The organism is Streptomyces sp. NPDC048211 (genome assembly GCF_043202315.1).
Classification (GTDB): domain Bacteria; phylum Actinomycetota; class Actinomycetes; order Streptomycetales; family Streptomycetaceae; genus Streptomyces.
In genome coordinates this window covers 1-26336 of record NZ_JBIDAD010000015.1, presented here as the reverse complement: position 1 = coordinate 26336, position 26336 = coordinate 1, and the positions used below count along the sequence as shown (strand labels likewise).

Annotated in this window: 27 protein-coding genes and 1 pseudogene; 11 read left to right on the top strand and 17 right to left on the bottom strand. The window is 70.6% G+C overall.

Going from position 1 to position 26336, the window contains the following annotated elements; genetic code table 11:
* Window positions 1-57: 57 nt before the first annotated feature.
* Window positions 58-708 carry a cupin domain-containing protein gene (locus ACGFZA_RS36745; protein ID WP_385274579.1) on the bottom strand — a complete coding sequence of 217 codons (651 nt, stop codon included), beginning with the start codon at window positions 706-708 and terminating at the stop codon, window positions 58-60.
* Window positions 709-1103: 395 nt separating this feature from the next.
* Here ACGFZA_RS36745 and ACGFZA_RS36740 point away from each other — a divergent pair, with 395 nt between their 5' ends.
* Window positions 1104-2804: an FAD-binding oxidoreductase gene (locus tag ACGFZA_RS36740; RefSeq protein ID WP_393684921.1), complete on the top strand. Its 1701-nt coding sequence runs from the start codon at window positions 1104-1106 to the stop codon at window positions 2802-2804.
* A 106-nt stretch (window positions 2805-2910) separates the two neighbouring features.
* Here the strand turns inward: ACGFZA_RS36740 and ACGFZA_RS36735 are convergent, their stop codons facing one another.
* Window positions 2911-3573 (bottom strand): class I SAM-dependent methyltransferase, encoded by a 663-nt coding sequence (locus ACGFZA_RS36735; RefSeq protein ID WP_385274585.1) that lies wholly within the window; start codon window positions 3571-3573, stop codon window positions 2911-2913.
* A gap of 280 nt (window positions 3574-3853) precedes the next feature.
* Here ACGFZA_RS36735 and ACGFZA_RS36730 point away from each other — a divergent pair, with 280 nt between their 5' ends.
* The 3 genes from ACGFZA_RS36730 to ACGFZA_RS36720 all read left to right on the top strand — a co-directional run bounded on the left by ACGFZA_RS36730 (window position 3854) and on the right by ACGFZA_RS36720 (window position 7448).
* Window positions 3854-4354, top strand: coding sequence for a flavin reductase family protein (locus ACGFZA_RS36730; protein ID WP_385274588.1), 501 nt, complete (start codon window positions 3854-3856; stop codon window positions 4352-4354).
* Between the two features lie 63 nt (window positions 4355-4417).
* Window positions 4418-6043 (top strand): 4-hydroxyphenylacetate 3-hydroxylase family protein, encoded by a 1626-nt coding sequence (locus tag ACGFZA_RS36725; RefSeq protein WP_385274591.1) that lies wholly within the window; start codon window positions 4418-4420, stop codon window positions 6041-6043.
* Window positions 6044-6221: 178 nt separating this feature from the next.
* On the top strand, window positions 6222-7448 hold the full coding sequence (locus tag ACGFZA_RS36720; protein WP_393684918.1) for an MFS transporter: 1227 nt from the start codon (window positions 6222-6224) through the stop codon (window positions 7446-7448).
* A gap of 59 nt (window positions 7449-7507) precedes the next feature.
* On the opposite strand, the gene ACGFZA_RS36715 is transcribed toward ACGFZA_RS36720, so the two are convergent.
* From ACGFZA_RS36715 to ACGFZA_RS36700, 4 genes are all read right to left on the bottom strand, one after another.
* Entirely contained in the window at window positions 7508-8389 is an 882-nt protein-coding gene (locus tag ACGFZA_RS36715; RefSeq protein WP_385274597.1) for a bifunctional transcriptional activator/DNA repair enzyme AdaA, read from the bottom strand.
* The gene (locus ACGFZA_RS36710; protein ID WP_393684916.1) at window positions 8373-9836 is read right to left on the bottom strand and encodes a class I adenylate-forming enzyme family protein; all 1464 of its coding nucleotides are present in this window, start codon (window positions 9834-9836) and stop codon (window positions 8373-8375) included. Before ACGFZA_RS36710 ends, ACGFZA_RS36715 begins: the two co-directional genes overlap by 17 nt.
* Window positions 9837-9927: 91 nt before the next feature.
* Complete coding sequence (locus tag ACGFZA_RS36705; protein ID WP_385274602.1) at window positions 9928-11037, bottom strand: 3-dehydroquinate synthase II family protein; 1110 nt, start codon at window positions 11035-11037, stop codon at window positions 9928-9930.
* On the bottom strand, window positions 11034-11855 hold the full coding sequence (locus ACGFZA_RS36700; protein WP_385274688.1) for a 2-amino-3,7-dideoxy-D-threo-hept-6-ulosonate synthase: 822 nt from the start codon (window positions 11853-11855) through the stop codon (window positions 11034-11036). Before ACGFZA_RS36700 ends, ACGFZA_RS36705 begins: the two co-directional genes overlap by 4 nt.
* A 221-nt stretch (window positions 11856-12076) precedes the next feature.
* Between ACGFZA_RS36700 and ACGFZA_RS36695 the strand changes: the two genes are divergently transcribed.
* Window positions 12077-13723 (top strand): FAD-binding oxidoreductase, encoded by a 1647-nt coding sequence (locus tag ACGFZA_RS36695; protein ID WP_393684913.1) that lies wholly within the window; start codon window positions 12077-12079, stop codon window positions 13721-13723.
* Between the two features lie 34 nt (window positions 13724-13757).
* Window positions 13758-15290 (top strand): FAD-dependent monooxygenase, encoded by a 1533-nt coding sequence (locus ACGFZA_RS36690; RefSeq protein ID WP_385274608.1) that lies wholly within the window; start codon window positions 13758-13760, stop codon window positions 15288-15290.
* Window positions 15291-15308: 18 nt separating this feature from the next.
* On the opposite strand, the gene ACGFZA_RS36685 is transcribed toward ACGFZA_RS36690, so the two are convergent.
* The 6 genes from ACGFZA_RS36685 to ACGFZA_RS36660 form a co-directional block, all read right to left on the bottom strand.
* Complete coding sequence (locus tag ACGFZA_RS36685; protein WP_393684910.1) at window positions 15309-16235, bottom strand: LysR substrate-binding domain-containing protein; 927 nt, start codon at window positions 16233-16235, stop codon at window positions 15309-15311.
* Window positions 16236-16337: 102 nt separating this feature from the next.
* Window positions 16338-16916 carry a DNA-3-methyladenine glycosylase I gene (locus ACGFZA_RS36680; RefSeq protein WP_393684908.1) on the bottom strand — a complete coding sequence of 193 codons (579 nt, stop codon included), beginning with the start codon at window positions 16914-16916 and terminating at the stop codon, window positions 16338-16340.
* Between the two features lie 206 nt (window positions 16917-17122).
* Window positions 17123-17698, bottom strand: a complete 576-nt coding sequence (locus ACGFZA_RS36675) for a hypothetical protein (RefSeq protein ID WP_385274616.1) — start codon at window positions 17696-17698, stop codon at window positions 17123-17125.
* A 152-nt stretch (window positions 17699-17850) separates the two neighbouring features.
* Window positions 17851-18855, bottom strand: coding sequence for an LLM class flavin-dependent oxidoreductase (locus tag ACGFZA_RS36670; protein WP_393684906.1), 1005 nt, complete (start codon window positions 18853-18855; stop codon window positions 17851-17853).
* A gap of 10 nt (window positions 18856-18865) precedes the next feature.
* Complete coding sequence (locus tag ACGFZA_RS36665) at window positions 18866-19399, bottom strand: hypothetical protein (protein ID WP_385274622.1); 534 nt, start codon at window positions 19397-19399, stop codon at window positions 18866-18868.
* Complete coding sequence (locus tag ACGFZA_RS36660) at window positions 19396-20199, bottom strand: alpha/beta hydrolase (RefSeq protein WP_393684999.1); 804 nt, start codon at window positions 20197-20199, stop codon at window positions 19396-19398. Before ACGFZA_RS36660 ends, ACGFZA_RS36665 begins: the two co-directional genes overlap by 4 nt.
* Window positions 20200-20574: 375 nt before the next feature.
* On the opposite strand from ACGFZA_RS36660, the gene ACGFZA_RS36655 reads away from it, so the two are divergent.
* The gene (locus tag ACGFZA_RS36655; protein ID WP_385274628.1) at window positions 20575-21363 is read left to right on the top strand and encodes an SGNH/GDSL hydrolase family protein; all 789 of its coding nucleotides are present in this window, start codon (window positions 20575-20577) and stop codon (window positions 21361-21363) included.
* Window positions 21364-21369: 6 nt separating this feature from the next.
* Here ACGFZA_RS36655 and ACGFZA_RS36650 read toward each other — a convergent pair whose 3' ends face one another.
* The 3 genes from ACGFZA_RS36650 to ACGFZA_RS36640 all read right to left on the bottom strand — a co-directional run bounded on the left by ACGFZA_RS36650 (window position 21370) and on the right by ACGFZA_RS36640 (window position 22935).
* On the bottom strand, window positions 21370-21594 hold the full coding sequence (locus ACGFZA_RS36650) for an Ada metal-binding domain-containing protein (protein WP_393684996.1): 225 nt from the start codon (window positions 21592-21594) through the stop codon (window positions 21370-21372).
* A gap of 77 nt (window positions 21595-21671) precedes the next feature.
* Window positions 21672-22400: a 2OG-Fe(II) oxygenase gene (locus ACGFZA_RS36645; RefSeq protein WP_385274634.1), complete on the bottom strand. Its 729-nt coding sequence runs from the start codon at window positions 22398-22400 to the stop codon at window positions 21672-21674.
* Window positions 22401-22422: 22 nt separating this feature from the next.
* The gene (locus tag ACGFZA_RS36640; RefSeq protein WP_393684903.1) at window positions 22423-22935 is read right to left on the bottom strand and encodes a methylated-DNA--[protein]-cysteine S-methyltransferase; all 513 of its coding nucleotides are present in this window, start codon (window positions 22933-22935) and stop codon (window positions 22423-22425) included.
* A gap of 225 nt (window positions 22936-23160) precedes the next feature.
* Here ACGFZA_RS36640 and ACGFZA_RS36635 point away from each other — a divergent pair, with 225 nt between their 5' ends.
* The 4 genes and pseudogenes from ACGFZA_RS36635 to ACGFZA_RS36620 form a co-directional block, all read left to right on the top strand.
* Window positions 23161-23370, top strand: a complete 210-nt coding sequence (locus tag ACGFZA_RS36635; protein ID WP_385274639.1) for a hypothetical protein — start codon at window positions 23161-23163, stop codon at window positions 23368-23370.
* Between the two features lie 18 nt (window positions 23371-23388).
* Entirely contained in the window at window positions 23389-24102 is a 714-nt protein-coding gene (locus tag ACGFZA_RS36630) for a restriction endonuclease (RefSeq protein ID WP_385274642.1), read from the top strand.
* 183 nt (window positions 24103-24285) lie between these two features.
* Window positions 24286-24543 carry an aldehyde-activating protein gene (locus ACGFZA_RS36625; RefSeq protein WP_393684900.1) on the top strand — a complete coding sequence of 86 codons (258 nt, stop codon included), beginning with the start codon at window positions 24286-24288 and terminating at the stop codon, window positions 24541-24543.
* Window positions 24544-24757: 214 nt separating this feature from the next.
* Window positions 24758-25036 (top strand): annotated as a pseudogene (locus ACGFZA_RS36620) (IS5/IS1182 family transposase); the annotation flags it as partial.
* A 90-nt stretch (window positions 25037-25126) separates the two neighbouring features.
* Here ACGFZA_RS36620 and ACGFZA_RS36615 read toward each other — a convergent pair.
* Together ACGFZA_RS36615 and ACGFZA_RS36610 are read right to left on the bottom strand one after the other, a co-directional pair.
* Window positions 25127-25321, bottom strand: coding sequence for a hypothetical protein (locus ACGFZA_RS36615; protein WP_385274648.1), 195 nt, complete (start codon window positions 25319-25321; stop codon window positions 25127-25129).
* Window positions 25322-25332: 11 nt separating this feature from the next.
* Window positions 25333-25587, bottom strand: a complete 255-nt coding sequence (locus ACGFZA_RS36610; RefSeq protein WP_385274651.1) for a hypothetical protein — start codon at window positions 25585-25587, stop codon at window positions 25333-25335.
* Between the last annotated feature and the right edge of the window lie 749 nt (window positions 25588-26336).

Here is a 26336-nt window from a genome sequence, read left to right as displayed (position 1 = left end):
CGCTCTCATGGGGGGAAACCCCGCCCGCGCCGAACGGGTTGCACGCGGTGCGCCGGCTCAGGGACGCGGGCCGTCGGCGTCCGCGTAGTGCCAGGCCGCCACCTCGTCGGGCAGCGGTTCGAGCTCGACGGTCTCGGACGGCTTGCGGTCCAGGTACTCCGGATTGCATCCCTGGTAGCCGAGCATCCGGGCCACCGGTGCCAGCGCCCCGAACAGCAGGCGCTGCACCCGCCACGGCGGCGTCGTGAAGCGCACCACGTCACCGAACTCCAGTGTCGTGACGACCTGTTGCAGGAACTTGGGCATGCCCTCGGGGCTGGTCCTGCCGTCCTGGGCGAGGCCGAAGAGCTGCCGCAGCACCAGCGTCTCGAAGCGATCGGCGTTCTGCCGCACCTCGCAGATGTGGTAGGACTCCTCGCCGGTGCAGTTCCACCAGCGGTGCTCGATGCCCGGCTGGATCAGCACACTCTGACCGGGCCGCTCCAGCGTCACCTGCCGCCCGCCGATGAGGAAGGCCACCTTCCCCCGCACCAGGGTGAAGCGTTCCTCGCTCACCGGGTGGACGTGCTCGCCCGACACGGCCCCGCCGGGGCTCGCGTACACGTCCAGGATGGTCCTGAGGCCGTCGGTCTCCGACGCGGGCGTCCTGACGACCACGCGCTCACCGCACCGCGGATTCTCGTAGACCTCGCCTCTGCTTACCGCCACGATAACCGCTCCTTATGTTCGGGAAATGTCCGTGGAAAAGGCAACCGAATACCGATGCTCGGTGTTCGGGCGCGCTCGGGGCACTCCCGCATCTTGCGATTGCGTCGAAAGCGCGTGACCGTTCGGTCGCGGACGGTGAGGAAAGCGGACCGCAGATATCGGATAAGGGCCTGCGGACAATTCCGCAGCGTGCGCCGCAACATTTGGAGTGGAGCCGCGGGGAGCCGGTCGTACAGTCGGCTGCGGACGGCGGGCGGTGACTCCTGCCTGCGACGACGCGAGTACAGCGGACCGGTACACGAATTCCGCGCGATTCCACGCCCGTACACCAATTCCGGGGAGCACGGGCCGTCCCTGTCCGGTCCGAGTGACCACAACAGAAGAAGGCTTCAAGGATGGCGCAGAAGACAGACGGGATCGGCCGACGCCGGTTCCTCGGGGCCGCGGCAGCGGTCAGCGGCGCGAGCGCGCTCGGCGGAGCGACGACGGCGCTCGCCACGCCGGCACAGGCGGCGGACGTTCCGACGACGTCGACGACGACGGGCATGGCGTTCGGCCCCGTCGCCGTGACACCGAAGGACCAGCGGTACCGGGACCTGGTCCGCGGCATGAACCAGCGCTACATAGGCAGCCCCGAGGCGGTGCACGTCATCGGCTCCGCCGCACAGATACCCGCGATCGTGGAGAAGGCCGTCGCGGAGAACAAGCGGATCACCGTCCGCAGCGGGGGCCACTGCCTGGAGGACTTCGTCTTCAACCCCGAGGTGCAGGTCGTCCTGGACGTCTCGCTGCTCAACCAGGTCTACTACGACCCCACGCGCCGGGCGTTCGCCGTCGAGACGGGCGCGCAGCTGCTGGACGTCTACGAGAAGCTCTACCCGGTGTGGGGCGTCACCGTGCCCGGCGGCATCTGCTACTCCGTCGGCGCCGGCGGCCATGTCAGCGGCGGCGGCTGGGGCCTGCTCTGCCGTCAGCTGGGCCTGATCATCGACTACCTGTACGCCGTCGAGGTGGTCGTCGTGGGCGCGGACGGCAAAGCCCGCACGGTCGTGGCCACCAGCGACAGCAACGACCCCAACCGCGACCTGTGGTGGGCGCACACCGGAGGCGGCGGCGGGAACTTCGGTGTCATCACCCGGTACTGGTTCCGCACCCCCGGCGCCACCGGCACCGACCCGGCGGCCCTGCTGCCCAAGCCGCCGGCCGAGGTGTACCTCAGCGCGGTGTCCTGGAAGTGGAGCGACATGGACGCCGCCTCCTTCCGGGCCCTGGTCACCAACTACGCCTCGTTCTTCACGGCCAACAGCGGCCCCACCAGCCCGTACAACGCGCTGGCCAGCTTCCTGGTGCTGCCGCACAAGTCCAACGGGCAGATCGCCATGGTCACCCAGGTCGACGCGACCGTCCCCGACGCCCGCGCGCTGCACGACAACTATCTCGCCGCCATCAACAGCGGGGTGGGCGTCGCGCACGGGGCGCTCACGCGGGACGTCGGCGAGTTCCGCTCGATGGCCCAGCTCGTGGAGCCCCGCAGGCTGCCCTGGCTGGAGGCCACCCGCTACCTCGGCCCCACGAACGTGGACCTCACCGACCCGACGCTGCGCCAGGACTACAAGTCGTCCTACATGCGCGCCGGCTTCCCCGCCCGCCAGGTGGAGGTCATGTACAAGCACCTGACCCGTACCGACTTCGCCAACCCGCGCGCCTCGGTGACGCTCAGCTCCTACGGCGGCCGGGTCAACACGGTCGCGCCCGCGGCGACGGCCTACCCGCACCGCGAGTCGGTGTTCAAGATGATGTGGATGTCGCTCTGGAGCGACGCCGCGGACGACGCCGCCAACGAGACCTGGAACCAGCAGTTCTACGAGGAGCTGTACGCCGACACCGGCGGCGTCCCGGTCCCCAACACGGTGACCGACGGCTGCTACGTCAACTACCCGGACCGTGACCTGAGCGACCCCGCACGGAACACGTCCACGACGCCCTGGCACGGCCTCTACTACAAGGGGAACTACCCGCGCCTCCAGCAGATCAAGAAGACGTACGACCCCCGGAACGTCTTCAGGCACCGGCAGTCCATCCAGCTTCCGTCCTGACGGTCCCCCCCCACACGGCCGCTGCCTCCCCGCCGCTTCGGCGGCGGGGAGGCAGCGGCCCGGTGCTTCAGGGGCCCGGTGTTTCAGGGGCTCAGCGGCCGGCGGTTCAGCGCTTGAGCGCGAAGGTGAGCCCGTCGGCGAACGGCAGCAGGCTCAGATCCACCCGCTTGTCGTCGCGCAGCTTGGCGTTGAACGCGCGCAGCGCCCGGGTCTCGGAGTCCTGGGCCTCGGGGTTGACGACCGCTCCGTGCCACAGGACGTTGTCGACCACGATCAGCCCGCCGGGGCGCAGCAGCTTCAGGGCCGCCTCGTAGTACTCGGCGTAACCCTCCTTGTCCGCGTCGATGAACACGAAGTCGAACGAACCCGGGGCGCCTTCCTCGCGCACCAGCTCCGCGAGCGTGTCGCGGGCGTCGCCCAGCCGCAGATCGACCTTGCCGGCGACACCGGCCCGGCCGCAGAACTCCATCGCGGTCGCGGCCCACTCCGCGTCCAGGTCCAGGGCCACCACGGAACCGTCCTCCGGCAGCGCCAGCGCCGTCGACAGCAGGCTGTAGCCCGTGAAGACACCGACCTCCAGGGTGCGCCTGGCGCCGATCGCCTTCACCAGCAGGGACAGGAACTGGCCCTGCTCGGGCGAGATCTGCATGAGGTGCAGGGGAAGCTCGGACGTCTTCTCCCGCAGTTCGCGAAGCAGATCGGTCTCGCGCAGGGACACATCGGCGACGTAGTCCTGCACGGCGTCACTCAACTCGACCTGGATTCTCACTCTGGTCCCCTCGATGATTTACCGGCGCCCGAAGGCATACATGTCGCAACTGCCTCTCACTGTGTGGCAATTAGAGCCGCAGCAAATATATCTGTCAACAATTGGAAGCTGCGCCGGACGGCGCCTTGATTGATCCTTCAGGCGGCCCTGGGACACTGGTTGCGTATCGTTGGAATAATGGGCGGCGCATTCTTTTGCGTGTCCATTGTTCCAGCGAATTCGCACCCCCATCTCCATGAATTCTGTACGGGCGCCCGCGTCCCGATGAGGAGGAATTCTCGTGAGCGCAGGCGAGCGAAGTCTCCGGGACTGCCTGGGGCAGTTCGCGTCCGGGGTCACCGTCGTCACCACCCAGCAGGGCGAAGGGGGAGGGGCGCACGGGGCCACCGTCAGCTCCTTCACCTCGGTCTCGCTCCGGCCGCCACTGATCATGGTGTCGCTGGACCGGCGCAGCCGCCTGAGCACGCTGCTGGCCGGCAGGCCGTTCGGCGTCAACGTCCTGGCCGCGGACCAGAGCGACCTCGCGCTGAGCTTCGCGGGCAGGGGACAGCTCCCCCGCGACACCGTCGAGTGGCAGGGCGGCGGTCCCGCACCGCGGCTCGCGGGCACCGTGGCCCACTTCTCCTGCGCCCCCTGGGCGTCCTACGACGGCGGCGACCACCTGCTGTTCGTGGGCGAGGTGCTGAGCTTCGACGCCCCGGGCGGCGAACCGCTGGTCCTCCACGGCGGAACGTTCCGCGCGCTGCACAACACGGCCGCCCTGGGCACGGGCCACCGCTGACCTCCCGGTGCTCCCCTCCACCCCGGTCCCTCGCGGGATCATCAACCGGACAAGGAAACGAACATGACGCTCAAGCAGGGCGACGCGGAAGACGCCGCCGGCCAGAACGCCGCCGGCGCGGGCGCAGCGGGTACGGACTCCCCGGCACGCGTGACGCGCCCGCTGACCGGCGACGAGTACCTGGAGAGTCTCAGCGACGGCCGGGAGATATACCTCTATGGCGACCGGGTCAAGGACGTGACGAAGCACCCGGCCTTCCGCAACTCCGCGCTGATGACCGCGCGTCTGTACGACGCCCTGCACGACCCGGCCAAGCGCGACGTGCTCACCACCCGCACCGACACCGGCAGCGACGGCTACACCCACAAGTTCTTCCGCACCCCGCGCAGCGTCCAGGACCTCGTGGAGGACCGCGAGGCGATCGCGGAATGGGCGAGGATGACGTATGGCTGGATGGGCCGCAGCCCCGACTACAAGGCCGCGTTCCTGGGAACGCTGGGCGCCAACAGCGAGTACTACGCCCCGTACCAGGAGAACGCCCAGCGCTGGTACCGCGAGTCCCAGGAGAAGGTGCTCTTCTGGAACCACGCGATCATCCACCCGCCGGTGGACCGCAACAGGCCCGCCGAGGAGGTCAAGGACGTCTTCGTCCACGTGGAGAAGGAGACCGAGAACGGCCTGATCGTCAGTGGCGCCAAGGTCGTGGCCACCGGTTCCGCGATCACCCACTTCAACTTCATCTCGCACTACGGGCTCCCCCTGAAGGACAAGAAGTTCGCGCTCGTCGCGACCGTCCCGATGGACTCGCCCGGACTGAAGCTGATCTGCCGGCCCTCCTACGCCGCGACCGCGGCCGTCATGGGCAGCCCCTTCGACTACCCGCTCTCCAGCCGGCTCGACGAGAACGACACGATCTTCGTGATGGACAAGGTCCTCATCCCCTGGGAGAACGTCTTCCTGTACGGGGACGTGGAGAAGGTCAACGGTTTCGCGCCCCAGTCCGGATTCCTGGAGCGGCTCACCTTCCACGGCTCCATCCGCCTGGCGGTGAAGATCGACTTCATCGCGGGGCTGCTGCTCAAGGCCGTCGAGATGACCGGCACCAAGGACTTCCGCGGTGTCCAGGCCCGGGTCGGCGAGGTGCTGGCCTGGCGGAACATGTTCTGGGCCCTCAGCGACGCATCGGCCCGCAACCCGCAGGAGTGGAAGAACGGCGCGCTGCTGCCCCGCCTCGACTACGGCATGGCGTACCGCTGGTTCATGACGATCGGCTACCCCCGCATCAAGGAGATCATCGAGCAGGACGTCGCCAGCGGCCTGATCTACATCAACTCCAGCGCCGAGGACTTCAAGAACCCCGAGATCCGCCCCTACCTGGACAAGTACGTACGGGGCTCGGGCGGCCACGACGCGGTGAGCCGCGTCAAACTCATGAAGCTCCTGTGGGACGCCGTCGGCACCGAGTTCGGCGGACGGCACGAACTGTACGAGCGCAACTACTCGGGCAACCACGAATCGGTGCGCACCGACATCGTCCAGGCGCAGGCCGCCAGCGGTCAGCTGGACGCCTACAAGGGCTTCGCCGAGCAGTGCCTCCAGGAGTACGACCTGGACGGCTGGACGGTGCCCGACCTCGACTCGTTCGAGGGGCTCAAGGGCCTGCGCAGGAACCTGTGGAGCAACGGCTGAACCAGGACCGCCCGGCCGGGGGCGAGGCGGCGCGCCCCCGCCCGGCCGGAGAAGCAGGCGCCCCGCGCGCCCACCCGGCCCGCCCGCGGAAGGGGCGCCGCCCCCACCCGCCCGGCGCCGCCCCGGGCCGCGGGCCGCAGCCCGACGCACCCCCGCGCCACCAGAGGAAGAGGCACACATGACGGTGCGCACCCGGTCCGGGCCCGACGCCCGGGACGCCCCGGTCCCCGGAGCGGGCAAGGGCGGCCGGCGGACCGCGCTCGCACTGGGAAGCCTGTTCGTGGGCACCTTCGTGATGGGTACGGCCGAACTGGTCGTCGTCGGCATCCTCGACCTGGTCGCCCGCGACCTCGACGTGCCCCTCGCCACGGCGGGCAGCCTGGTGACCGCGTACGCGCTGGGCATCTGCGTCGGCGGACCCGTCCTGACCGCGGCGACCATCCGCCTCTCCCGCCGCGCGGTGCTGAGGATGTCGCTGGCCGGCTACGCGGCGGGCAATCTGCTGGCCCTGTCCGCCACCGGTTTCGGCATGCTCTTCGCCGCCCGGCTGATCACCGGCGCCCTCCAGGGCCTTTTCATGGGCGCCGCCTTCGCCGCGGCGGCCGCACTGGTGCCGGCCGAGCGGCTGGGGCGGGCGATCTCCGTGGTCTTCGCCGGGGTGGCCGTCTCCACCGCGCTCGGCGTACCGGCGGGCACGCTGATCGGCCGGGCCACGGGCTGGCGCACGGCGTTCGCCGCGATCACCGTGCTGGGCGCGCTCGCCCTCGTCGTGACCCTGCTGTGTGTGCCGGCGCTGTCCGCTGCCACCGGCCCGGGACGGCTCCGTACCCAGGCCCGGCACGCCCTGGCGCCCCGCGTCCTGGCAGTGCTGGGCGTCGGATTCCTGCTCATGGGCGGCCAGTTCGCGGCATTCACCTACATCACCGTCTTCCTGGAACAGGTCACGGGCGTCTCCGGGCCCGTGGTCAGCGCCTTCCTCCTGGCCTTCGGGGCGGCCACCGCGGCCGGTGCCTTCGCGGGCGGCAGGGCCGCCGACCGGGCCCCCGCCACCACGGTGGCCGCGGCGGCCGCCGTACTGGTGGGCGCGCTGGGCACCCTGTACCTCTTCGGCAGTTCCGCACCCCTGGCAGCCGTGGCGCTCGCGGTCTGGGGTCTGGCCGGCTTCGGCTTCGTACCGTCCCTCCAGTACCTGGTGATCCACCTGGCCGGGCCGGGCCGTGACCTGGCGGCCACCCTGCCGGCGTCCGCCGTCAACGCCGGCATCGCGCTGGGAGCACTGGCGGGCGGCACGGCGGTGCGTGGCGCCGGGGCGGACGGGCCCCTGCTGACCGGTCTCGCGGTGTGTTTCCTCGCGGTGCCCGCGGCCTGGGCGGTCCGCTTCCTGAAAGCCCCCGCCGGCACGTGACACAGCGCCCGTGCCGGCGGGGTGATTCCGTCGGCCCGGTTCCCGGCCGGGCCGACGTGTCACCCGGACAACGGCATCCCCGACAACTCCTGACGCACCCGTTCGCACAGGCAGATCTCCAGCACATCGACGGGCAGCAGCGCCCGGCCGGGCGCCGGCGGCTCCCCGCGCGCGACCGCGGCCCGCACCCGGGCGGCGAACCCGGCGTCGCCCACCGCCAGCCGGGCCGACGGGAACAGCCGGGCCAGCACCCGGTGGGCCGGATCCCCGTCGGCGGAGGGCACCACCGCGCACACCCCCTTGTCCGTCGACGCGACGAGCACGGGGCCCAGCGACGAGGCGGCACAGGCGTACCGGATCACGACCCCCCGGCCGCCCGAACGGAACTCCTGCGGCGTCATGCCGAGAATCCTCGAGGACGCCGCGTAGAAGTGACCGTTGGAGTTGAACCCCGAGCTGTAGATGGCGTCCGACACGGTCTGCGCGCCCGCCAGCTCGCGGCGGACCCGGCGGGCGCGCACCACCGACACGTACGCGTGCGGCGTCACCCCGGTGAACGCCTTGAACATCCGGTGGAAGTGGAAGCGGCTGTAACCGGCCGCGTGTGCCAGCTCCTGCAGATTCAGCGGGACCACCGACTCGTCCATCAGCCGGCACGCCCGCGCGACCGCCAGCGCGTGCAGCCGGCTCAGACCCGGCTCGTCGGGGCGGCACCGGCGGCACGACCGGTACCCCCGGGCCCGCGCCTCCTCCGCCGTCGGGAGGAACATGACGTTCTCGCGCCGGGCCGGCCGCACCACGCACGAGGGCCTGCTGTAGACCCCGGTGGTACGCACCACGTAGTAGAACTTGCCGTCCGCGGCCCGGTCGTGCTCCCGCACGGCCCGCCAGCGGTCCTCGTCGCTGGTGTACGCCCCGGTGACGTCACGTGTGTACGCCACGTCGCCTTCCCTCACCACGCTCATCCCTCTCCTTGCCCGCCGGCCGCGGGGCGGCCGGACAGGGGAACCAGCCACGCCCGTGCAGCCGGTCGCGGTCGCGCAGCACCTTTCCGCTGGCCGTGCGCGGGAGCTCGGGCACTAGCCGGTAGCGCAGCGAGGCCGCGGAAGGGCCGAGGAAGCGGTGGCACCAGGCGCCCAGGTCCGTGCGCGTCAGCCCGTCCCCGCACGCCACCAGCACATCGAGGGCGTCGGCGCCCAGGACGACCGCGTCGGTGACGTCCCGGTGGGCGCGCAGCACCGACTCGACCCGCAGCGGATCGACGCCGTACTGCTCGAACCTGCGGGGCCCGCTCTGCCGGCCCCGCAGACGCAGCACCCCGGTGGCCGGGTCCAGGGCCACCAGGTCCTGCGTGGACATCCAGCCCTCACCGCCGGACAGGCCCTCGTCCGACTCCTCGAACACGTAGGGGGAGTCGGGGAGATGCACGTGCAGGACACCGCCCACGATCCGGGTGCGGACCCCCGCAACCGGTGTGCCGACCGCCCCGGGACCGGCCCCGCCGGACAGATCGGTGGCCAGGATGCCGGTCTCCGTGGTGCCGTACCCCTGCCCCACGAGCACGCCGTACCGCCGGGCGAAGGCACCGGCGGTCTCCCCGTCCAGGACGTCCCCGCCGGACACGGCCAGCCGCAGGTCCGGCAGACGGAACCGCTCGTCCGCGTGCGCGAGCGCCGCGAAGTGCGGCGGCCCGCCGATCACCACATGCGACCGGGAGGCGGCCTCGGCGAGCGCGTCCGGTGCCTGCGTCGACGGAAAGACCACACAGGCGCCGGCCCGCAGCGCGTGCAGGACCCCCGCCACGAGGAAGAAGGAGTGCGCCGGCGGTCCCAGAACCGCGACCCGCTCGCCCGCCAGGGGCATCCCGGGCAGCGCCTGCAACCGGTCCAGCTCGACCCGCAGCGACTGACCGGTGCGGCCGACCGCCTTGGGCCTGCCCGTGGTCCCCGACGAGAACTGCACGAGGCAGTGGCCGGTACGCGCGGGCCGCCCCCCGCTCCGGCGCCGTACCAGAACCTCGCACTCCCCGGCGAACACGTCCTCACGGCCCCGCGGACCGCCGAAGGTGATGACGAACTGCGGGGCACTCAGCTCCAGCAGCGCCTCCCGCTCCGCCTTGCCCAGCCGCGGCTCCAGGAGCACCACCTGCGCGTCCAGCGACCACAGCGCGAACAGCGACCACAGCTGGGTGAAGCTCGGTGTGCCGTGCAGGGCGACGGTGGAGCCGGGCCCGATTCCGTAACAGCGAAGAATGTGCGCCAGCCGTTCCGTCTCGGCGCGCAGGACGGCCGCGCCGACCTCCGTGCCGGGCGGGCCGGTGTGCGCCCATACGTCGCCCCGCGCGCGGTGCACGAGCCACTGCGCACCCCACCAGGACTGCTGCGACATCCGTACCTCCCCCACTGCCTCCGTGGCCGGTCACAGAACGGTGCCCGGGCCGGGCCGTCGCCGACGGCGGCCCGGCCCGGGCACCGGGCTTCTACTTCTCGACGCAGAACTCGCCGACCGGCCAGCCCACGTGCCGCTTGTCGGTGGCGACATGGCCGAGGACCTGGTCGCCCTTCTTCAGCTCGGTCACGTTCAGCACGCTCGCGCCCGGGCCGAGGATCCGCACGTGCCAGTCGTCCTGGACGATCAGATTGACCTCGACGCCCTCCGGCGAATGCGCCTTGATGCTCAGCAGCGGCCTGGACTCCAGCTTGATGCGGCCCACCACGATGCGGCGTGTACGGCCGTCGGCGCCGACCGCGAGGACCGCGCTGCCGGCCTTGAGCTCGCTGAGATAGTTGGTGCGGTTGTCCTGACCGAAGACATAGCTGTGCAGCGCGCCCGCGTTGATACGGAACGGGCGGGTCGGCATGTAGGGCAGCGGGTGGGTCTCGCTCACGCACAGGATGAACCCGTGCGCGTACGAGCCGACGAGCATGCCCTCGTCCTTCTCGAAGTGAGTACACGTGTCGATGCACACCCGGTCACCGAGCCCGAGGTGCTCGATCGAGTCGATGGTCAGCGTGGACAGCGACAGGTCGGGGGTCTTCACCCGCAACATCTCCACCAGCGCGAAGACGTCGTTGGCATCGCGGGGGGCCAGCAGCACACCCTCCGAGCCCTTCTCCAGTACGTCGACGATCACCTGGGCCTCTTCGAGGTCGTCGGCCCGGCAGATCAGCTGCCCCGGCGAACTGTCCGCGGCCGCGATCACGATCTCCAGCGGGATCTTCGTCGGGTCCTTGAACTCGACGACCGTGTACGGCAGCGCGATCGCCGTCTCGCAGGCCAGCGTCAGCGTCGGGTCGTCGACCACGTTGACCAGGCCCGCGGTGTCCTTCTCGCCGTCACGGTGGCGGGCCCGCGCCGCACCCAGCTCCGCCGCGTCGGCGATCTCGTTCAGCACGATCAGGTCGTCGAGACCCTGGTCGGCGGGGCGCTCGGCGCCCGCCAGCACCCGCTTGACCGTGTTCGGCAGCGTGGCGAGCGTCGCCACGTCGCTGTCGACGATGGCGTCGACCCGGGCGTGGACGGCCGCGTCGATGACCGCCTCGCGGTGCTCGACGGGGACGGGACGGATATCGATCCAGGCAAATTTCACAGCACACCTGCCATGTGTGAGGTTGGCGCCGGCTCGGTCGCGAGCACACGGCCATGGACGATTGCGGCCAGATCCCGGACCGCTTGCTTGGGGGAAGGACTGGCGAAGACACGCCGCCCGACTGCCAGCCCGCTGCACCCGGCGGCCAGCGCCGACGACGCGAACCGGTGCAGACTCCGTTCGGCGTCGACACCCGTGCCACCACTGCCGCCGGCCACGACGACCGGCAGCGGCGAGTTCGCGATGACCTCCGCCATGAGTTCGACCGGTGCGGCGAGGACCGTCTTGACGAGGTCCGCGCCGAGATCGGCCGCGATGTTCACGACGTGCGACACCAGCTCCGGCCGGGTGGGGTCGACCACCCGGGGCCCGCGCGGGTAGATCATCGCCAGCAGCGGCATACCCCACCGCTCGCACGCCGAGGAGACGGCACCCAGATCGGCGAGCTGAGCCGCCTCGGTGTCGGAGCCGATGTTGACGTGCACGCTGACGGCGTCCGCACCGAGCCGTACGGCCTCCTCGACGTCACCGACCAGGACCTTGGCGTCGACATCGGGAGCGTGGGCGGTGCTCGCGCTCAGATGCACCACGAGAGCGGTACGCGTCAGCAGCCCCGGCTGGATCATCCGGGCCCGGCCCTTGTGGACGATGACGGCATCCGCGCCACCCTCGCTGATCTCCCGGACCAGCCCGGGGAATTCAGCGCCGCCGGCAACCGGACCATCGGACACGGAGTGGTCGAGGGGAACGAACAGATAGCGCCCGTCGCCCCGTCTGGACAGCCGTGCCAGGCGCAGTGCCTTGCCGCTCAGCGGCATGCTTGACATGACACACCTCTTCCATCGTGATCCATTGCGTGACCGGAGAGGAACAGGCCGGAAACCGCGGTGGGTCTCTCTCCTGGCTGCACTGTCGCAGTGGCCGCTGAAGAATCGAGCCAGACGGTCCGCGGGCCGTGCTCCGCAAGATGCGGAGCGCCCCGGCGGGACTCCCCGGCTACCGTCCGGGACACCAACTCCCCGCCCCGTTAGGCCAGTCGATGCCCCCTGACGTACCCAAGAGCGACCTCCCGGCGCTCCCGGTCACCGCGGTCACCGCGGCGGACGCCCGCTACCCGGACCTGGTCCGGGGATGGAACCAGCGCTTCGTCTGCGCACCGGAGACGGTCTTCCTGCCCACCACGACGGACGAGGTCGCCGAAGCGGTACGGCGGGCGGTGCGCGACGACAAGCGGCTGTCCATACGCAGCGGAGGGCACTGCTGGGAGGACTTCGTCCACCACCCCGACGTACGGATCGTCCTCGACATGTCCGCGCTGAAGGCGGTGTACTTCGACCCGGAGCACGACGCGTTCGCCGTGGAGGCCGGCGCCCTGCTGCTGGACGTGTACGAGCGGCTCTACCGTGGCTGGGGCGTGACCGTGCCCGGCGGCATGTGCTTCCAGGTGGGAGCGGGAGGCCATGTCAGCGGTGGCGGCTGGGGCCTCCTGTGCCGCCGGCTCGGCCTGGTGGTCGACCACCTCTACGCCGTCGAGGTGGTCGTGGTGGACCGCGACGGAACCGTCCGCACCGTGGTGGCGACCCGGGAGGACGACGACCCCGCCCGCGAGCTCTGGTGGGCGCACACCGGAGGCGGCGGGGGGAACTTCGGCGTGGTGACCCGGTACTGGTTCCGCTCACCGGACACCGGGACCCCCACCGGCCGGGAGCCGGATCCCGCCGCGCTGCTGCCGCGCCCGCCCGCCGAGGTCTGGGTCAGCGCCATCTCGTGGCAGTGGGACGAACTCGGGCGCGAGGACTTCGTCAGGCTGGTCGCCAACTACAGCGCCTGGCAGGTGGCCCACCGGGCGCCCGGCGACCCGTACAGCGACGTGTGCAGCCTGCTGTCCCTCAACCACCGGTCCAACGGAGCCATCGGCCTGATCACCCAGGTGGCCGCCGACGACCCCGGATCGCTGCGGCAGCTGGAGGACTTCCTCGCCGCCGTCACCGCGGGCGTCCGCGCACCGGCGGGCCCCGTCACCACGCGGATGGGCGAACACGGCCCGATGCCCGAGCTCGCCCGCCCGCGCAGACTTCCCTGGATGCAGGCCACCCGCTACCTGGGCACGGCCAACCCCACCACCAACGACCCCACGCAGAAGGGCGCCTTCAAGTCCTCCTACATGCGCCGCGACTTCCCCGCCCGCCACATCGACGCCCTCTACCGCCACCTGGCGCGCGAGGACGGCGGGAACCCGACCGCCTCGGTCATGCTCAGCTCCTTCGGCGGCGCGGTCGCCGCGGCCGACGACGATGCCACCGCCTTCCCCCACCGCGACGCCGCCTTCAAACTGGCCTGGATGATCTGGTGGGACGACCCCGCCGACGAGGCCGGCTGCCTGACCTGGCTCAGGGAGTTCTACGAGGACGTGTACGCCGAAACCGGTGGCGTCCCGGTACCGGGCCCCGACACCGACGGGGCGTTCGTCAACTACCCCGACCGCGACCTGAGCGACCCCGCCCGCAACCGCTCCTCGTCCCCCTGGCACGAGCTGTACTACAAGGCCAACTATCCCCGCCTGCAGCGGGCGAAGAAGCGGTGGGACCCGCGCGACGTCTTCCGGCACCGCCAGTCCGTCCGGCTGCCGTCGCCCGGCGGCGCCGAGGGCCACGAAGGCAACCGCCCCGGCCCGCACGGGGTTTGACCTCCCGACGACCCCACCGACGTACGGAGCCCAGATGCCCGCCAGCCCCCGGGAAACGGCCCCGGCCACCGCCCCCGACACCGAGGTCGCCGTGGTCGGCGGCGGCCCGGTCGGGATGCTGATGGCCAGAGAACTGGCCCTGCTGGGCATCGACGCGACGGTGTACGAGAAGCTGCCCGCCCCGTCCCCCGAGTCCAAGGCGGGCACCCTGCACGCGCGCACCGCGCAGCTGCTGCACCGGCGCGGCATCCTGGAAGCGGTCCAGCCGGGGCGCCCGGCCACCCGCGACGCCACCAGAAGCACCCGGTTCCACTTCGGCGCCCTCTTCGACCTGGATCTGTCCCGGGTGGTCGACGAGGGCCCCGTCATCGTCGGCAGCCCCCAGGCATGGGCCCAGGAGGTGTTCGCCGGGCACGCCCGGACGCTGGGCGCCCGGATCGAGCGGGACAGCGAACTCGTCGGCCTCCAGGAGAGGGACGACCACGTCCGGCTCACCCTGCGCGACACGGACGGCAGCACCCGGACCACCACGGCCCGATGGGTCGTCGGAGCCGACGGCGCGCGCAGCGCGGTCCGCAAACTGAGCGGCATCCCGTTCACCGGCACGCCCGCCACGGTCTCCGCGCTGATGGGCGAGGTCCGACTGCTCGATCCGTGGTCCGCGCCCTCGGGCTGGCAGCGCACCCCGCGCGGCTGGACTCTGCTGTGGGTCAGCCCCTCCGGCCCGAGCCGGGTGTGCACGTACGACTTCCGCGGTCCGCACCCCGCCCGGAACTCCCCGGTCACACTGGAGGAACTGCGCGGCGAGGTCGCGCGGATCGCCGGCCGGGACGTCCCCATGGAGTCACCGGGCTGGCTCACCCGCTTCAGCGATGCCGCCCTGCAGGCCGAGACCTACCGCAAGGGCCGGGTCCTGCTCGTGGGAGACGCGGCGCACGTCCACTTCCCCGCGGGCGGACAGGGCGTCAACCTCGGGCTGCAGGACGCCTTCAACCTTGGCTGGAAGCTCGCCGCCCACCTGCGGTCAGGGGCACCGGAAAGCCTCCTGGACACCTACCACACCGAGCGCCACCCGGTCGCGGCCGCGGTCCTGCACAACGTACGGGCCCAGGTCGCCCTGATGAACCCGGACCCCCGCACCGACGCGCTGCGCGAACTCTTCTCCGACCTCATGCACTTCGACGAGGTCAACGACCACCTCAGCGGCATGATCACCGGTACCACCCAGGTGTACGACATGGGAGGGGACGGCGGCGGCCCCCTCACCGGCCACCTCGCCCCCGACCTGCGGCTGAAGACCACCGAGGGGACCACCACCCTCGCCGCGCTGCTGCACACCGCGCGCCCGGTACTGCTCGACCTCGGCGACCGCGCCGACCTGCGCGAAGCGGCCGCCCCGTGGGCCGACCGGGTGGACATCGTCACCGCCGTGGCCGACGAGCCCTTCGCCGCCACCGCCCTCCTGGTGCGCCCCGACGGCTGTACGGCGTGGAGCGCCAACGGCCGTACACGGGAGGCGAAGGACCTGCGGGCCTCCCTGGCCCGCTGGTTCGGGCCGGCCCGGTGACGGCACGACGGCAGGCCCTCAGGTCCCCGCCGTCGTGAGCGGGCCTCCCGGGGGCGGGGCTTCCGGGAGACGCCCGCCGGTGAACGGGTAGCCGTGCAGCGACTCCAGCAGAGCATCCCGCACGCTCGCCGTGACGCGCGGATCGATGCCCGCCCGGACGCCCAGCGCCACCGGCACGGGCGGAGGCGGATCGGGCAGCGCCGCGTGGGAGCTGCGCTCCAGGCCCCACAACGTGTCGCCGTTCGTGATCAGACAGGCGAACCCCAGCCCCGCGCGGACGGCGGCGCGCAGGCCGATGAACTCGGAGCCCTCGTAACCGATACGCCAGGGGGTCGCGGTCGCGCTGAGGGAGTCCATGACATGGCCCCGCATGTCGCACGGCTCGGTGAACAGGGCCAGCGGGACCGGCTCCCCGCGGCCGTAGGGCGGCCTGCCGAACCAGGCCAGCGAGAGCCGCCCCAGCTCGTGCGTCTCGTAACCGGCACCCTGGCGGCTGGCGTTGAGCAGCAGCGCGAGATCCAGCCGGCCGTCCGTGAGCCGTCCCGAGAGATTGTCGGTGAGCGCGGTGTGCACGTCGACGCGGATGTGCGGGGCCCGCCGGGAGAGGTTCTCCAAGAACTCCGGCAGCGCGTCGGCGAGCTGCTCCGAGACACCCACGGCCACCTGGAGCCGGCCCCGGGGAGTGACGAACCGGGCGACGGCCTCGTCGTTGAGCGCCACCAGGCGCCGTGCGTAGCCGACAAGCTCCTCCCCGGCCCGGCTGAGCCGCAGCGAGCTGCCGGTCGAGGTGAACACCGGGCCCCGGATCAGCGCGCCGAGGTGGCGGATGTGCTGGCTGACCGCGGGCTGGGTGATGTGCAGCGCTTCGGCGGCCCGCCGGAAGCCTCCCAGGTCCACGACAGTGATCAAGGTCCGTAGGCGGCTGATGTGCAGGTTCTGGTGCATGGCGACTCCTCGGCCCGTCCGTCGTCGGCCAACTGTTCGCCACACGGGGTCGCCAGACAAGTCCGACATGGACAGATCGTCGGAGCACCGCCGTTCGCACGGTCAGGAGTGCACGCCCGAGGTCCCCCGGCGGTGGCACCCCACCAGATGGGTGTCGACCATGCCGATGGCCTCCATCAGGGCGTAGGCCGTGGTGGGACCCACGAAGGAGAAACCACGCCCCCGCAGCTCGCGGGCGAGAGCCTTCGAACCGGGAGTGCTCGTGGGCACCTCCGCCACCGTGCGCGGCACCGGCGTCGTGACGGGTCGGTGCGACCAGATCAGCTCGTCCAGCCCGCCCTGCGCACGCAGCGCCAGCACCGCGGCCGCGTTACGGACCGTGGCCTGGATCTTGGACCGGTTGCGGACGATACCGGCGTCCGCCATCAGACGGCTGACGTCGGCGTCCGTGTACGCCGCTACCTTCAGGGGATCGAAGCCGTCGAAGGCGGCGCGGAAGGCCGGCCGTTTGGCGAGGATCGTCAGCCAGCTCAGCCCCGCCTGGAACGCCTCCAGGGTGACCCGTTCGAACAGCGCCTGCTCACCACGGACGGCCAGCCCCCACTCGGTGTCGTGGTACTGGCGGTTCAGCGGATGCCCGGCGGCCCAGGGACAGCGCGCGAGACCGTCCTGGCCCGGCACCGGCCCCCCATCGGCCCGATCGTGCGGAACGGCTCCGGCCGAAGCGGAGGAGGCCGCGGAAGCCGTGGGGGCCGCGGAGGTCGTGGGGGTACTGGCGGTGCTGGTCATACGCTCGCTCTCGGATACGTGCTCGACGGATACGGCGGTTCGGACGCCGGTCACACGCTCGCTCTCGGATACGTGCTCCATGGCGGTTCGGACGCCGGTCACACCCGGCCCGAGGCATCCCCGGACGGAGCGCCGGGCGCCGCGGGCGGCGGCCGGTGGACGCTCCGCCCGTCGTCGATCCACCACGTGCCACCCCGGGCCGTGACCCCGTGCAGCCCGTCCAGGACACGGGGCCCGGCGAGTTCGGCGAGCTGCGGGCAGTCGAGCGACGCGAAGGCGTACGTACGCTCCGCGGCCCAGTCGGTGCTGAAGACCAGACGCCTGCTCATCTGCGCCCACCCCAGCGGCGCCCCGGCCACCACCCAGGCGTCAGGGGCCCCGGCCGTGAACCGCTGCGCCGGGCGCAGCCAGGAGGCGGCGTCCTCGGGCCAGTCGACCACGGCCGTGACGTCCCGCCCCGTGGCCTCCCACGCCCGGACGAAAGCCTCGGCGGCATCCCGGTGGACACCGGCGCGCCCATGGCCGACGGCGACATCGCGGACCGTGACAGGGATGAGCCGCAGCAGCGCGTCCAGTTCGGGACCGGTGTGAGGTACCGCAATCCCCTCCGTGCCCTCCCCGCCGGAAGCGGAATCCAGCCGCGGTGAGCGGGCGGGGGAGTCGCGGTACCTCATGGTGTGGCCTCGTTCGGTGTCGGTGGTACGGGCCTGCCCCGGCCGCCCGGGGGTACAGCCCCACCACCAGGAACCCCGCTCCGGCGCGATCGGTTGCACGGGCGCAGGCCGGGGCCGGGGGCGTGCCGCCCAGGCGGCGCACCCCCAGCAGCTCATCCCACCGGCGCCGGGGCCGAGGCTGTTGCGGGGGCGTCCTGCCCGGATCGGTCCGGCAGCTCGAAGAGCTCGGCCAGCAACTCGTAGGACCGCAGCCGGTCCGCCGGGTCATGGGTCAGGGTGTTCACGACGAGCTCGTCCACACCGTGGTCAGCCGCCAGCCGCGTCAGCTGCTCACGCACCTGCTCGGGAGCACCGGACACCAGTACCCGCCCGTTGCTCCGCGCCCGCTGGGTCTCCTGACCGGTCCACCGGTGGTTGCGCGTCGTGTGCGGCGAGGGAAGCGGCAGATCCTCACCGAGATCCTTGCGACTGCGCCAGAGCACGACCGACGCGGCCAGCTCCTCCGCCTTGGCCGCCGTATCCGCCGTCACCACACGGACGGCCAGCACCCCCTGAGCGGGATACCGCCCCGGTACAGCGGCATACGCACCGCGATACGCCTCCAGAGCGGCCCGCGCGGGCGCGGGGAACAAGAAGTGCGCGAAGGCGAAAGACGTGCCCAGCCGGCCGGCCAACTGAGCCGAACGGGTACCGGCACCCAGCAGCCACATCTGCGGCGGAACCGGAGCCACCAGCCCCGAAGGCAGCCCCGGCAGGACCGAAGGGGCCAGCCCCAGACGCATACGCAGCTCGTCCAGCTGCCGCTCGAAATTGTGCGCGGGCCCGCCCGCGCGCCCGATCCCGAGATCCACACGCCCGGGATGGAGCGCGGCCAGCACACCGAACACCTCGGCGACCTTCAGCGCCTCGTACCGCGGAAGGAGCACCCCGCCGGTACCGATCCGCATGTGCCGCGTACGCGCCAGCAACGCACCGGCGAGGATCTCGGGTGCGGTGCCCGCGAAACCGGGCGAATGGTGATGCTCGGCCGTCCAGTAACGGGTGTACCCCAACAGATCGGCCGCTTCGGCCAGAGCGACCGACGCCCGCAGGGCCTCAGCCGGGGTATGCCCCTCCCCGACCGGAGTCTGGTCCAGAACCGACAGACGCAACGACATGGAACGCTCCTCAGACATGACGGCCGGCACCGGCCGGATCCACGGTTGCGGGCACGATCCGGAAATCCCGCTGGAAGACCAGGTTGTGCAGGTCGGCGGCGACGATCGCACGCAGCGTGGGCAGCTCGGCCTCCGCCTGCTGAGCGTCGAAGACGTTCAGCGGCCACTCACTGACCGTCGCTCCCCGCACATGCGGGTGATGGAAACCCCTGCCGTAATGCGCGGCGATGGTGACCGGCTCGATGCCCTCCGCCCGCTGCTGCGGCCAGGACAGGGTCCACAGAGCCACCACGCCACCGTCCGCCGACCGCCGCACTCCCGTGCTCTCCACCTCACCGGTCCCGTTCAGCAGATACGTGTTGACCTCCTCCAGCGCCTGCACGGCGTACGGGGCAAGCAGCTCGACCGCCTCCGAGAAGAGCGATTCCTTGCCCTGGCGCGAGGAGGCATGCCCATGGGTGCCGTCCCGCAGATCACCGAAGTGCCGCAACAACGCCTCGGCGTGGGCGGGGACGTCCGAGGCTGCCATCGGGGTGCCGTTCATGATTTCTCCTTGGATTCGGGACCCGGCCCCGCGGCCGGGCCGGGTGGGGACACGGCCGCCTCGGCGCCTCGCAGGTCCCGGAGCGAGACGCCCAGCCACCGCCGGAGCGCCGACGGGCCGTCCGGGCCCGCGAGCCGGCCGGACGGCTGGAGGAACGCACCGTGAAGGCCCGAAGGGAACTCCCGGTAGACGAGCTCATTACCGGCGGACCGCAAGCGCCCCGCGTAGTGACGGACATCGTCCAGCACCGGGTCGAACGCCCCGACACCGAGAATCGCCGGAGCCAGCCCCGAAAGGTCCTCCACCCACAACGGGGTGGACGGCAGACCCGGCGGATCACCGGCATCCGGACCGCCGCGATACTCCCGCCACGCCTCGGCCAGCCCCTGCGGAGTCGGGAAGTTGCCCACGTACCGCACATAGGAAGGGGCACGGCAGGACGGATCCAGCGGCGGATACGCCAGAACCTGCGCCGACAGCGCGAGCCCCCGGTCCCGCCGGACCACAGCGGCACAAGCGGCGATCGTCGCCCCGGCACTGTCCCCGCCCACGGCCACCGGCCCCACACCCGCACGCTCGGCCTGCTCCTGCGCCCAGTCCAGGACCGCGAGAACATCCTCCAGCGCCGCAGGGTGACGATGCTCCGGCGCCAACCGGTAATCGACACTGACCACGCAGTACGAGGCATGCCGCGCGAGATCCGCACACGCCTCGTGCCAGTCGCTCGCCGACCCGCTGCGCCAGCTCCCGCCATGCGCCCAGACCAGCCAACCCCGGTGCGGACCCCCCGGGCGCAGCACCCGGGCCGGGACAGTGCGTCCGGATGCCGCGACATGGACCGATTCCCACGTCAGCGGACGGATACCAGGACCGTGCACGATCGTTCCCTTCGTTTCGCGGACCGCCCTCGGCGGAGCACGCGGCCCCGCCCGACCAAGCGACGCTCCGCACCGCGCCGACGCAGTGGGCACAGCCTCCAGCCTTCCCCGCCCGGAGCCCCCGGCCAAGCCGGACTTGGCCAGGTCGGAGCCACCACCGGGCAACCCGCCCCGTACAACACGCGACGGCGCCGCTATCTGCCCAAGTCGCTCAGCCCCGATTGACCGCCCTCGCGACACCGGACCACGATGCCTGCCACAGAGCCGGAACAGACGACGGAAGGCGAGGCGGACCCCATGGAAAAGACCGGCCCGGACGGCGATCCCCGCATCGCGTCGTACGTGGCAGTCGGCGACAGCTTCACCGAAGGCCTCGGCGACGCAGCCGCGGACGGCACACTGATCGGCTGGGCCGACCGCCTCGCCGGCCACCTGGCCCAGCAACACCCCCGAACGGCCTTCACCTACGCCAACCTCGCCGTCCGGGGCACACTGATCGACGAGATCATCAACGGCCAGGTACCACGCGCACGCGCCCTCCACCCCGACCTCATCACGTTCTGCGCCGGAGGAAACGACCTCCTGCGACCGGGCAGCGACCCCGACCGGATAGCCGACCGGTACGACCGCGCCGTCGCCACCCTCGTACAGGACGCGGGCACCGTGGTCCTGTTCACCGGGTTCGACACCCGCGGCATACCCGTACTGCGCCATCTGCGCGGCAGAATCGCCACGTACACGGCCCACGTCCGCGCGATCGCCGACCGCTACGGCTGCCCCGTGGTCGATCTGTGGTCACTGGACGCGGTCAGGGAACGGCGGGCCTGGACCGATGACCGCCTCCACCTGTCCGCGTACGGACACACACAAGTGGCACAGCGCGCCGCGGACCTCCTCACCCCCGGAACGCGAGCGAGGGCGGCCACCGCCCGGCCCATGGACCCACCCCGGTCGCCCGCCACCCGCCGGAGCGACGACCTCCAGTGGGCACGCGAACACTTCGTGCCCTGGATCGGCCGACGGCTGTTCGGCGGATCGGCGGCCGACGACGCCCGCCCCAAACGGCCCGACCTGCTGCCTCTCTGACCACCCTCACGAGAGCGTTCCCGACCGCCGCCGGCCCTGTTTCCAGTCGGCGTACCGCTCCGGCAGACACACCGCGCACGGCCGGTAGCCGGCTTCCAGAGCGGCGCCCTCATCGGCGAAGAACACGCGGTACCTCACATAATGACCACGGGCGATCGCGCGCAGGGCGGAAGGGCAGTCCAACCGCCCGTACAACCGCCCCCGCCGGTGCCCGCCCAGCGTGCCCGGCACGGCGCTCACGAAAGACCGCCCATCGGGCCCGACCAGCGTGTACACCCGCGGACCGGGCCGCCCGCCGGCAGCGGCACTCACGTCGCGTCATGGAAGACAAGGCCCAGCGTGCGCCGGCGCCCCGACCGCACCGTGCTGACACCGTGACGCATCGGACCGGCGGACCAGCCACGTTTGGAGACAACCGGACGCTCACGCGTCGTGAAAACCAGCCCATGGCCCTGCGGCAGGGTGACGGACGACCCACGGGACTGCGCGCGGGGCCGCTGCTCCGTCATGAGGAACTCACCACCGGTGAAATCGGCACCCGGGGCGTCGAGCCCGACGACGACCTGGAGGGGAAAGACCATCTCGCCGAACACGTCACGGTGAAGCGCGTTCCAGTCGCCGGGACCATAGCGCAGAAGAATCTGAGCGGACTTGGCCTGCCCCGCCTCGTGACACATGGCGATCCACTCCTCCAGCGTGTCCGGCCACGGCGCGGGCCGGCCCAGCTTCGCCATCCAGGCACGGGCGATGCGCAGCAGATGAGGGTAGAACGCCTCACGCAGTTCGCGCACCGGATCAGGCAGATCATGGGTGAAATAGCGGTACTGCCCCGAGCCGAAGCGATAGCGGGCCATATCGATCGTCGAGCGGAAATACCTGTCCTCGTCGTACAGCTCGGCGATCTCACGACACTGCCCCGCCGTGAGCAACTGCCCGGTCAGCGCACTCCCGTGCCCATCGACCTCACCGGTGAGGGCCTGCCAGTCCTCGGCCTCGACACGCCGGGTGAGCGTACTGACCGGAAGGGTGGAAAACATGATGAGGAACTCCTCCGTACTCTCAGCCGAGCATCGGCTGCAGGACGCCTTCAAGGGTGAGCAGATGACGCTTGGCCTCCAGGCCGCCGGCATACCCCTTCATGGAACCGTCCGCCCCCACCACCCGATGACAGGGACGAACCAGCAGAAGCGGATTCGCGCCGATAGCCCCACCCAGGGCACGTACATCCGCACGAGCCATACCGAGCCGCGCGGCCAGCGCACCATAAGTCGTCGACGTTCCGTACGGAATCTCCTCGACCGCAGCCCACACACGCTGCTGGAAATCCGAGCCGGAAACAGTGAACTCGATATCGAAGCAGTCGAGTTTACCGTCGAAATACGCGCCGATCTGCGCCGCGATCACTGCGAACGCCCCAGGATCCCGGCGCCCGCCGCCCTGGACCACGGGCACCCGCCGCTGCCCGGGCATCGACAACGACGTCAGCGCCGTCCCGCCCGGCGCAGTACCCGACTCCTCACCGACCAGGAACAGATCGCCGACCGGGCTGGAAAGGGTGGTGCAGGCGGTCATCGTCGCCTCCCTGGTGCGATCCGCTGGTGACTCAGACTTCAGCATGCGACTTCCCCACCCCAGGGGCTGGCGGAATTCGGACAGTGAATTCCCCAACGGATAAGCACACCGAATCCGGCCAACCAGTCACTTCACGTCATCATCAGCGACCGGGCGACGCAACGGGGCGGGTTACGGATACACAAGGGGTCGGAACGAACCGAGAGTGATCCAGGGACGGGCGGAATGCTGACGATCAACGTGGGAGTACTGCTCGCCGTCATCGTTCTCCTGCGGCTGCGCCGACGCACAGAAGCCCGCAGCCGGACCGACGAGAAACTCACCGTGATCATCGTGCTCGCTCTGGGCATCGTCATCGCACCGACCCCGGTCGGCGAAGGAATCCTCGACTTCGTGGGCCAACTCGCCACCGGCATCACCGACTCCAGCCGCTGACACCACCGGAGCCGCCCGATGGCCACCCGCCGCCCCGCACCCCGGCGGAAGACCCGCCGTACCCCGCCGCGCCGCCGCCCTTCCCGCACCCGCCGACAGCGCCGGCACGATGCCCGGACGACCCAGCTCGCCGCCGGCGCCCTGGCCGTCGCGGTGGCATGGGCCACCATCGCGTGGCTCCTGACCCACTGGTGGATCCTGGCCGTTCTGGGAACCGCCGCGACAGCGGCCGGAATATGGCGGTTCCACCGCCACCAGCAACGGCGACTGTGGAACCGGGTACAGCAGCAAGCCCTGCGCTACGAACTGGGACAACTGGACACACTCCACCACCGCGACTTCGAGTACGCCGTCCGCGACCTCATGCGCCGCGACGGATGCACCGACGCCCGCCAGACCGGAGGCGCCGGCGACAACGGCGCCGACGTCCTGGCCACCGACCCTCTCGGCCGCACCTGGGTCATCCAGTGCAAACACCGCAAGGACGGCGACCGAGGCTCAGCCGTCGGCACCCCCGACCTCCAACGAGTCAACGGAACCGCCCGCCAGTTGTACGGCGCGGACATCGTCCTCGTCATCACCAACGGCCGCTTCTCCACCCGCTGCGCACCGCTTGCCACGCAACTGCACATGCACCTGGCCGACCGCCGAACCCTGGCGACCTGGGCCGGCGGCGGACGCCCACTATGGGAACTCCTGCCAAGAATTCCCGCGCCCCGCAAAGGCAGCTGACCGGCCACGCACAGGCGCTCGCCACACCTCACCGGGCAGGAGCACCACGCAGCCGTTTGTTGCAGACGTACGCACTGGCGGATGCCTGTGCGGCCGGATCCGCTTCACCGCCACGAGACCAGCGGTCTACCCGCACACCTGTCACTGCGAGCATTGTCAGAGGCTCGGCGGAACCCCGGTGATGTGGCCGGATTCGAGCGCGTCACGTGGATGGGTGAGGGCGGCGAGCCGACCTGGTTCGAAACGTTCCCGGGCAGGGCCAAGCGCGGCTTCTGCCCCACCTGCGGCACCAGAGTCGCGGCGGTCGACTCCGACATCCCGGAAACCGGCATCAACGTCCCCGCCCTCGACGACACCAGCACAGCAGACCTCGTACCCACCAACGCGTCCTTCCGCGAGAACGCCGTGCACTGGATGCCCCGGTGCCCGACACCGAGCTGAGCGCCATTGGCCGAGACACGTCCGGGTGATCCTCGAGGGCTGGGGCCTGTCCGATGGGTCGCGGGACCTGTCCACCCGAGGATCGCTCCGACAGGTATAGGGCGAGGTGATCTGTCGGATCAGGAGTGGGCTCGCTTGGAGCTGCATCTATCGCTGAACGCAAAACTCTTCGGGCAGCGAACCGGTACGCCATGGCGTGATCTGGGTGATACTCCGCACGCGCTCTGATCACGTCGGAGGCGACAGGGCGTACTCGTCCCGCCAGAACCGCCGATAGTTGCGGCGGCGGCCGATCAAGCACACCATCCCCGAGCGCATGGACCAGCGGGTCAACCGCCGGCGCCGTGGCAGCGCGGGCGGTCGGCCTACCGGCTTTGACAAGTCGATCTACAAACGCCGCAACGAAGCACCCAAGTGCTTCAAGGCCGTATCCACCCGTTTCGATGAGCGTACCTACGTCTTCCACGGAACGGTGACCGTAGCCTCGCTCCGCCCGCGAGCCGTCGGCAGCTCTGTCAGGGAACGTCCTGGCCGATCGCCCGGATCACGTCTGCAAGGCAGGCCCTGGTGAGCAAACAGATCTTCAAGGTGTTGCCTGCCCGACCGTCAGGGCTTGGGGCTCGGCACCGACGTCGTAGACCTCGTCGGCTGAGACAGACCAAAAGAGGTCTTCCCTGAGCATCACGGTGGGCTCGGCTGACGCTTCAATGTGCCGAATCGCCAGGTCCAGAGCACGACGAAGCTGATCGAGAGGGATCTGAATGGATTCGCTGGCCATGGGCGCCACCTTTACTCAGTCACACTGACAGCGACCCATCGGACAGGACCTAGTAGGTGCGCCAGCGCCTCGGTCTCTTCCTCGGGTACGGAGATGGCGACCAGGCGGGTGACGGCGACGTACCAGACCCGTAGGACCTCGTCGGTGGCCGGATCGGAGGTCGCCCAGCGCTGGACGTTTCCGGCATCAGGCAGCAACAGCAGGACGCTGTCCACTACGTCGCCCTTGAGCTGGTGGACGATGTTGGTCCGGATACCGGAGGCCATCTGGGGGCGCGACACGGTAGGTTTTCCGGCGGAGGCGGCCCTTGCCGCCTTGCGGAGCAGCCCCAGGAAGAGCGGGCCAGACCTGAGGCCCCCATTCCCGGTGGGGCGCAGGCAGGCTCGTCATTCGGTATCGGGTGATTTCTTGTGTCGCCGGTCGGTGAATCTGCACAGTGGCCATGGTTTTGACCTGGTGTTATGCAGTTTGGGTGAGCAGGTCTTTGGCTCTGGGCAGCTTATTGAGTCTACGCAGGCATGGAACGTTCGGGTCGTCTGGCCTGCGGGATTTCTGGCTGCGCAGCTTCACGTGCCGTACGTCTGAGCATTCGGCGGGGACCACAAAATTAACGGTTTCTACCCCTAACTATTAGTGATGCAGGGTGGTGGGCGATGAGTCCAGTTCTTAGCTACGGCCGAGAATGAGACACGTGGTTCACCCTCCGGCCGCCCCTCCCCTCTTGTTGGCGCGTAGTTGTCTGGGAGAGCGTGTCGAGTAGTGCTGAAGGTGTTTTCCGGGTTCAGCCTGCCCGCACTGCGGAGCCGTGTGGGCAGGTTTTCAAACTTTTCTGACTGTGTGTCACAACCAAAACCCGAAGCCGCTAAGCACACCTGGACCACTTTCAGGGATAGCGCGAGAATTCCGGAGGAATTCACAAACCCATTCCGGAGGAATGGGTTTGAAAGCCCGTAGGGCTTTGTCATCTTTACGACCCGTAGGGTCGTGCGTCGTTCCTCCGGAGGAGGACGCGCGC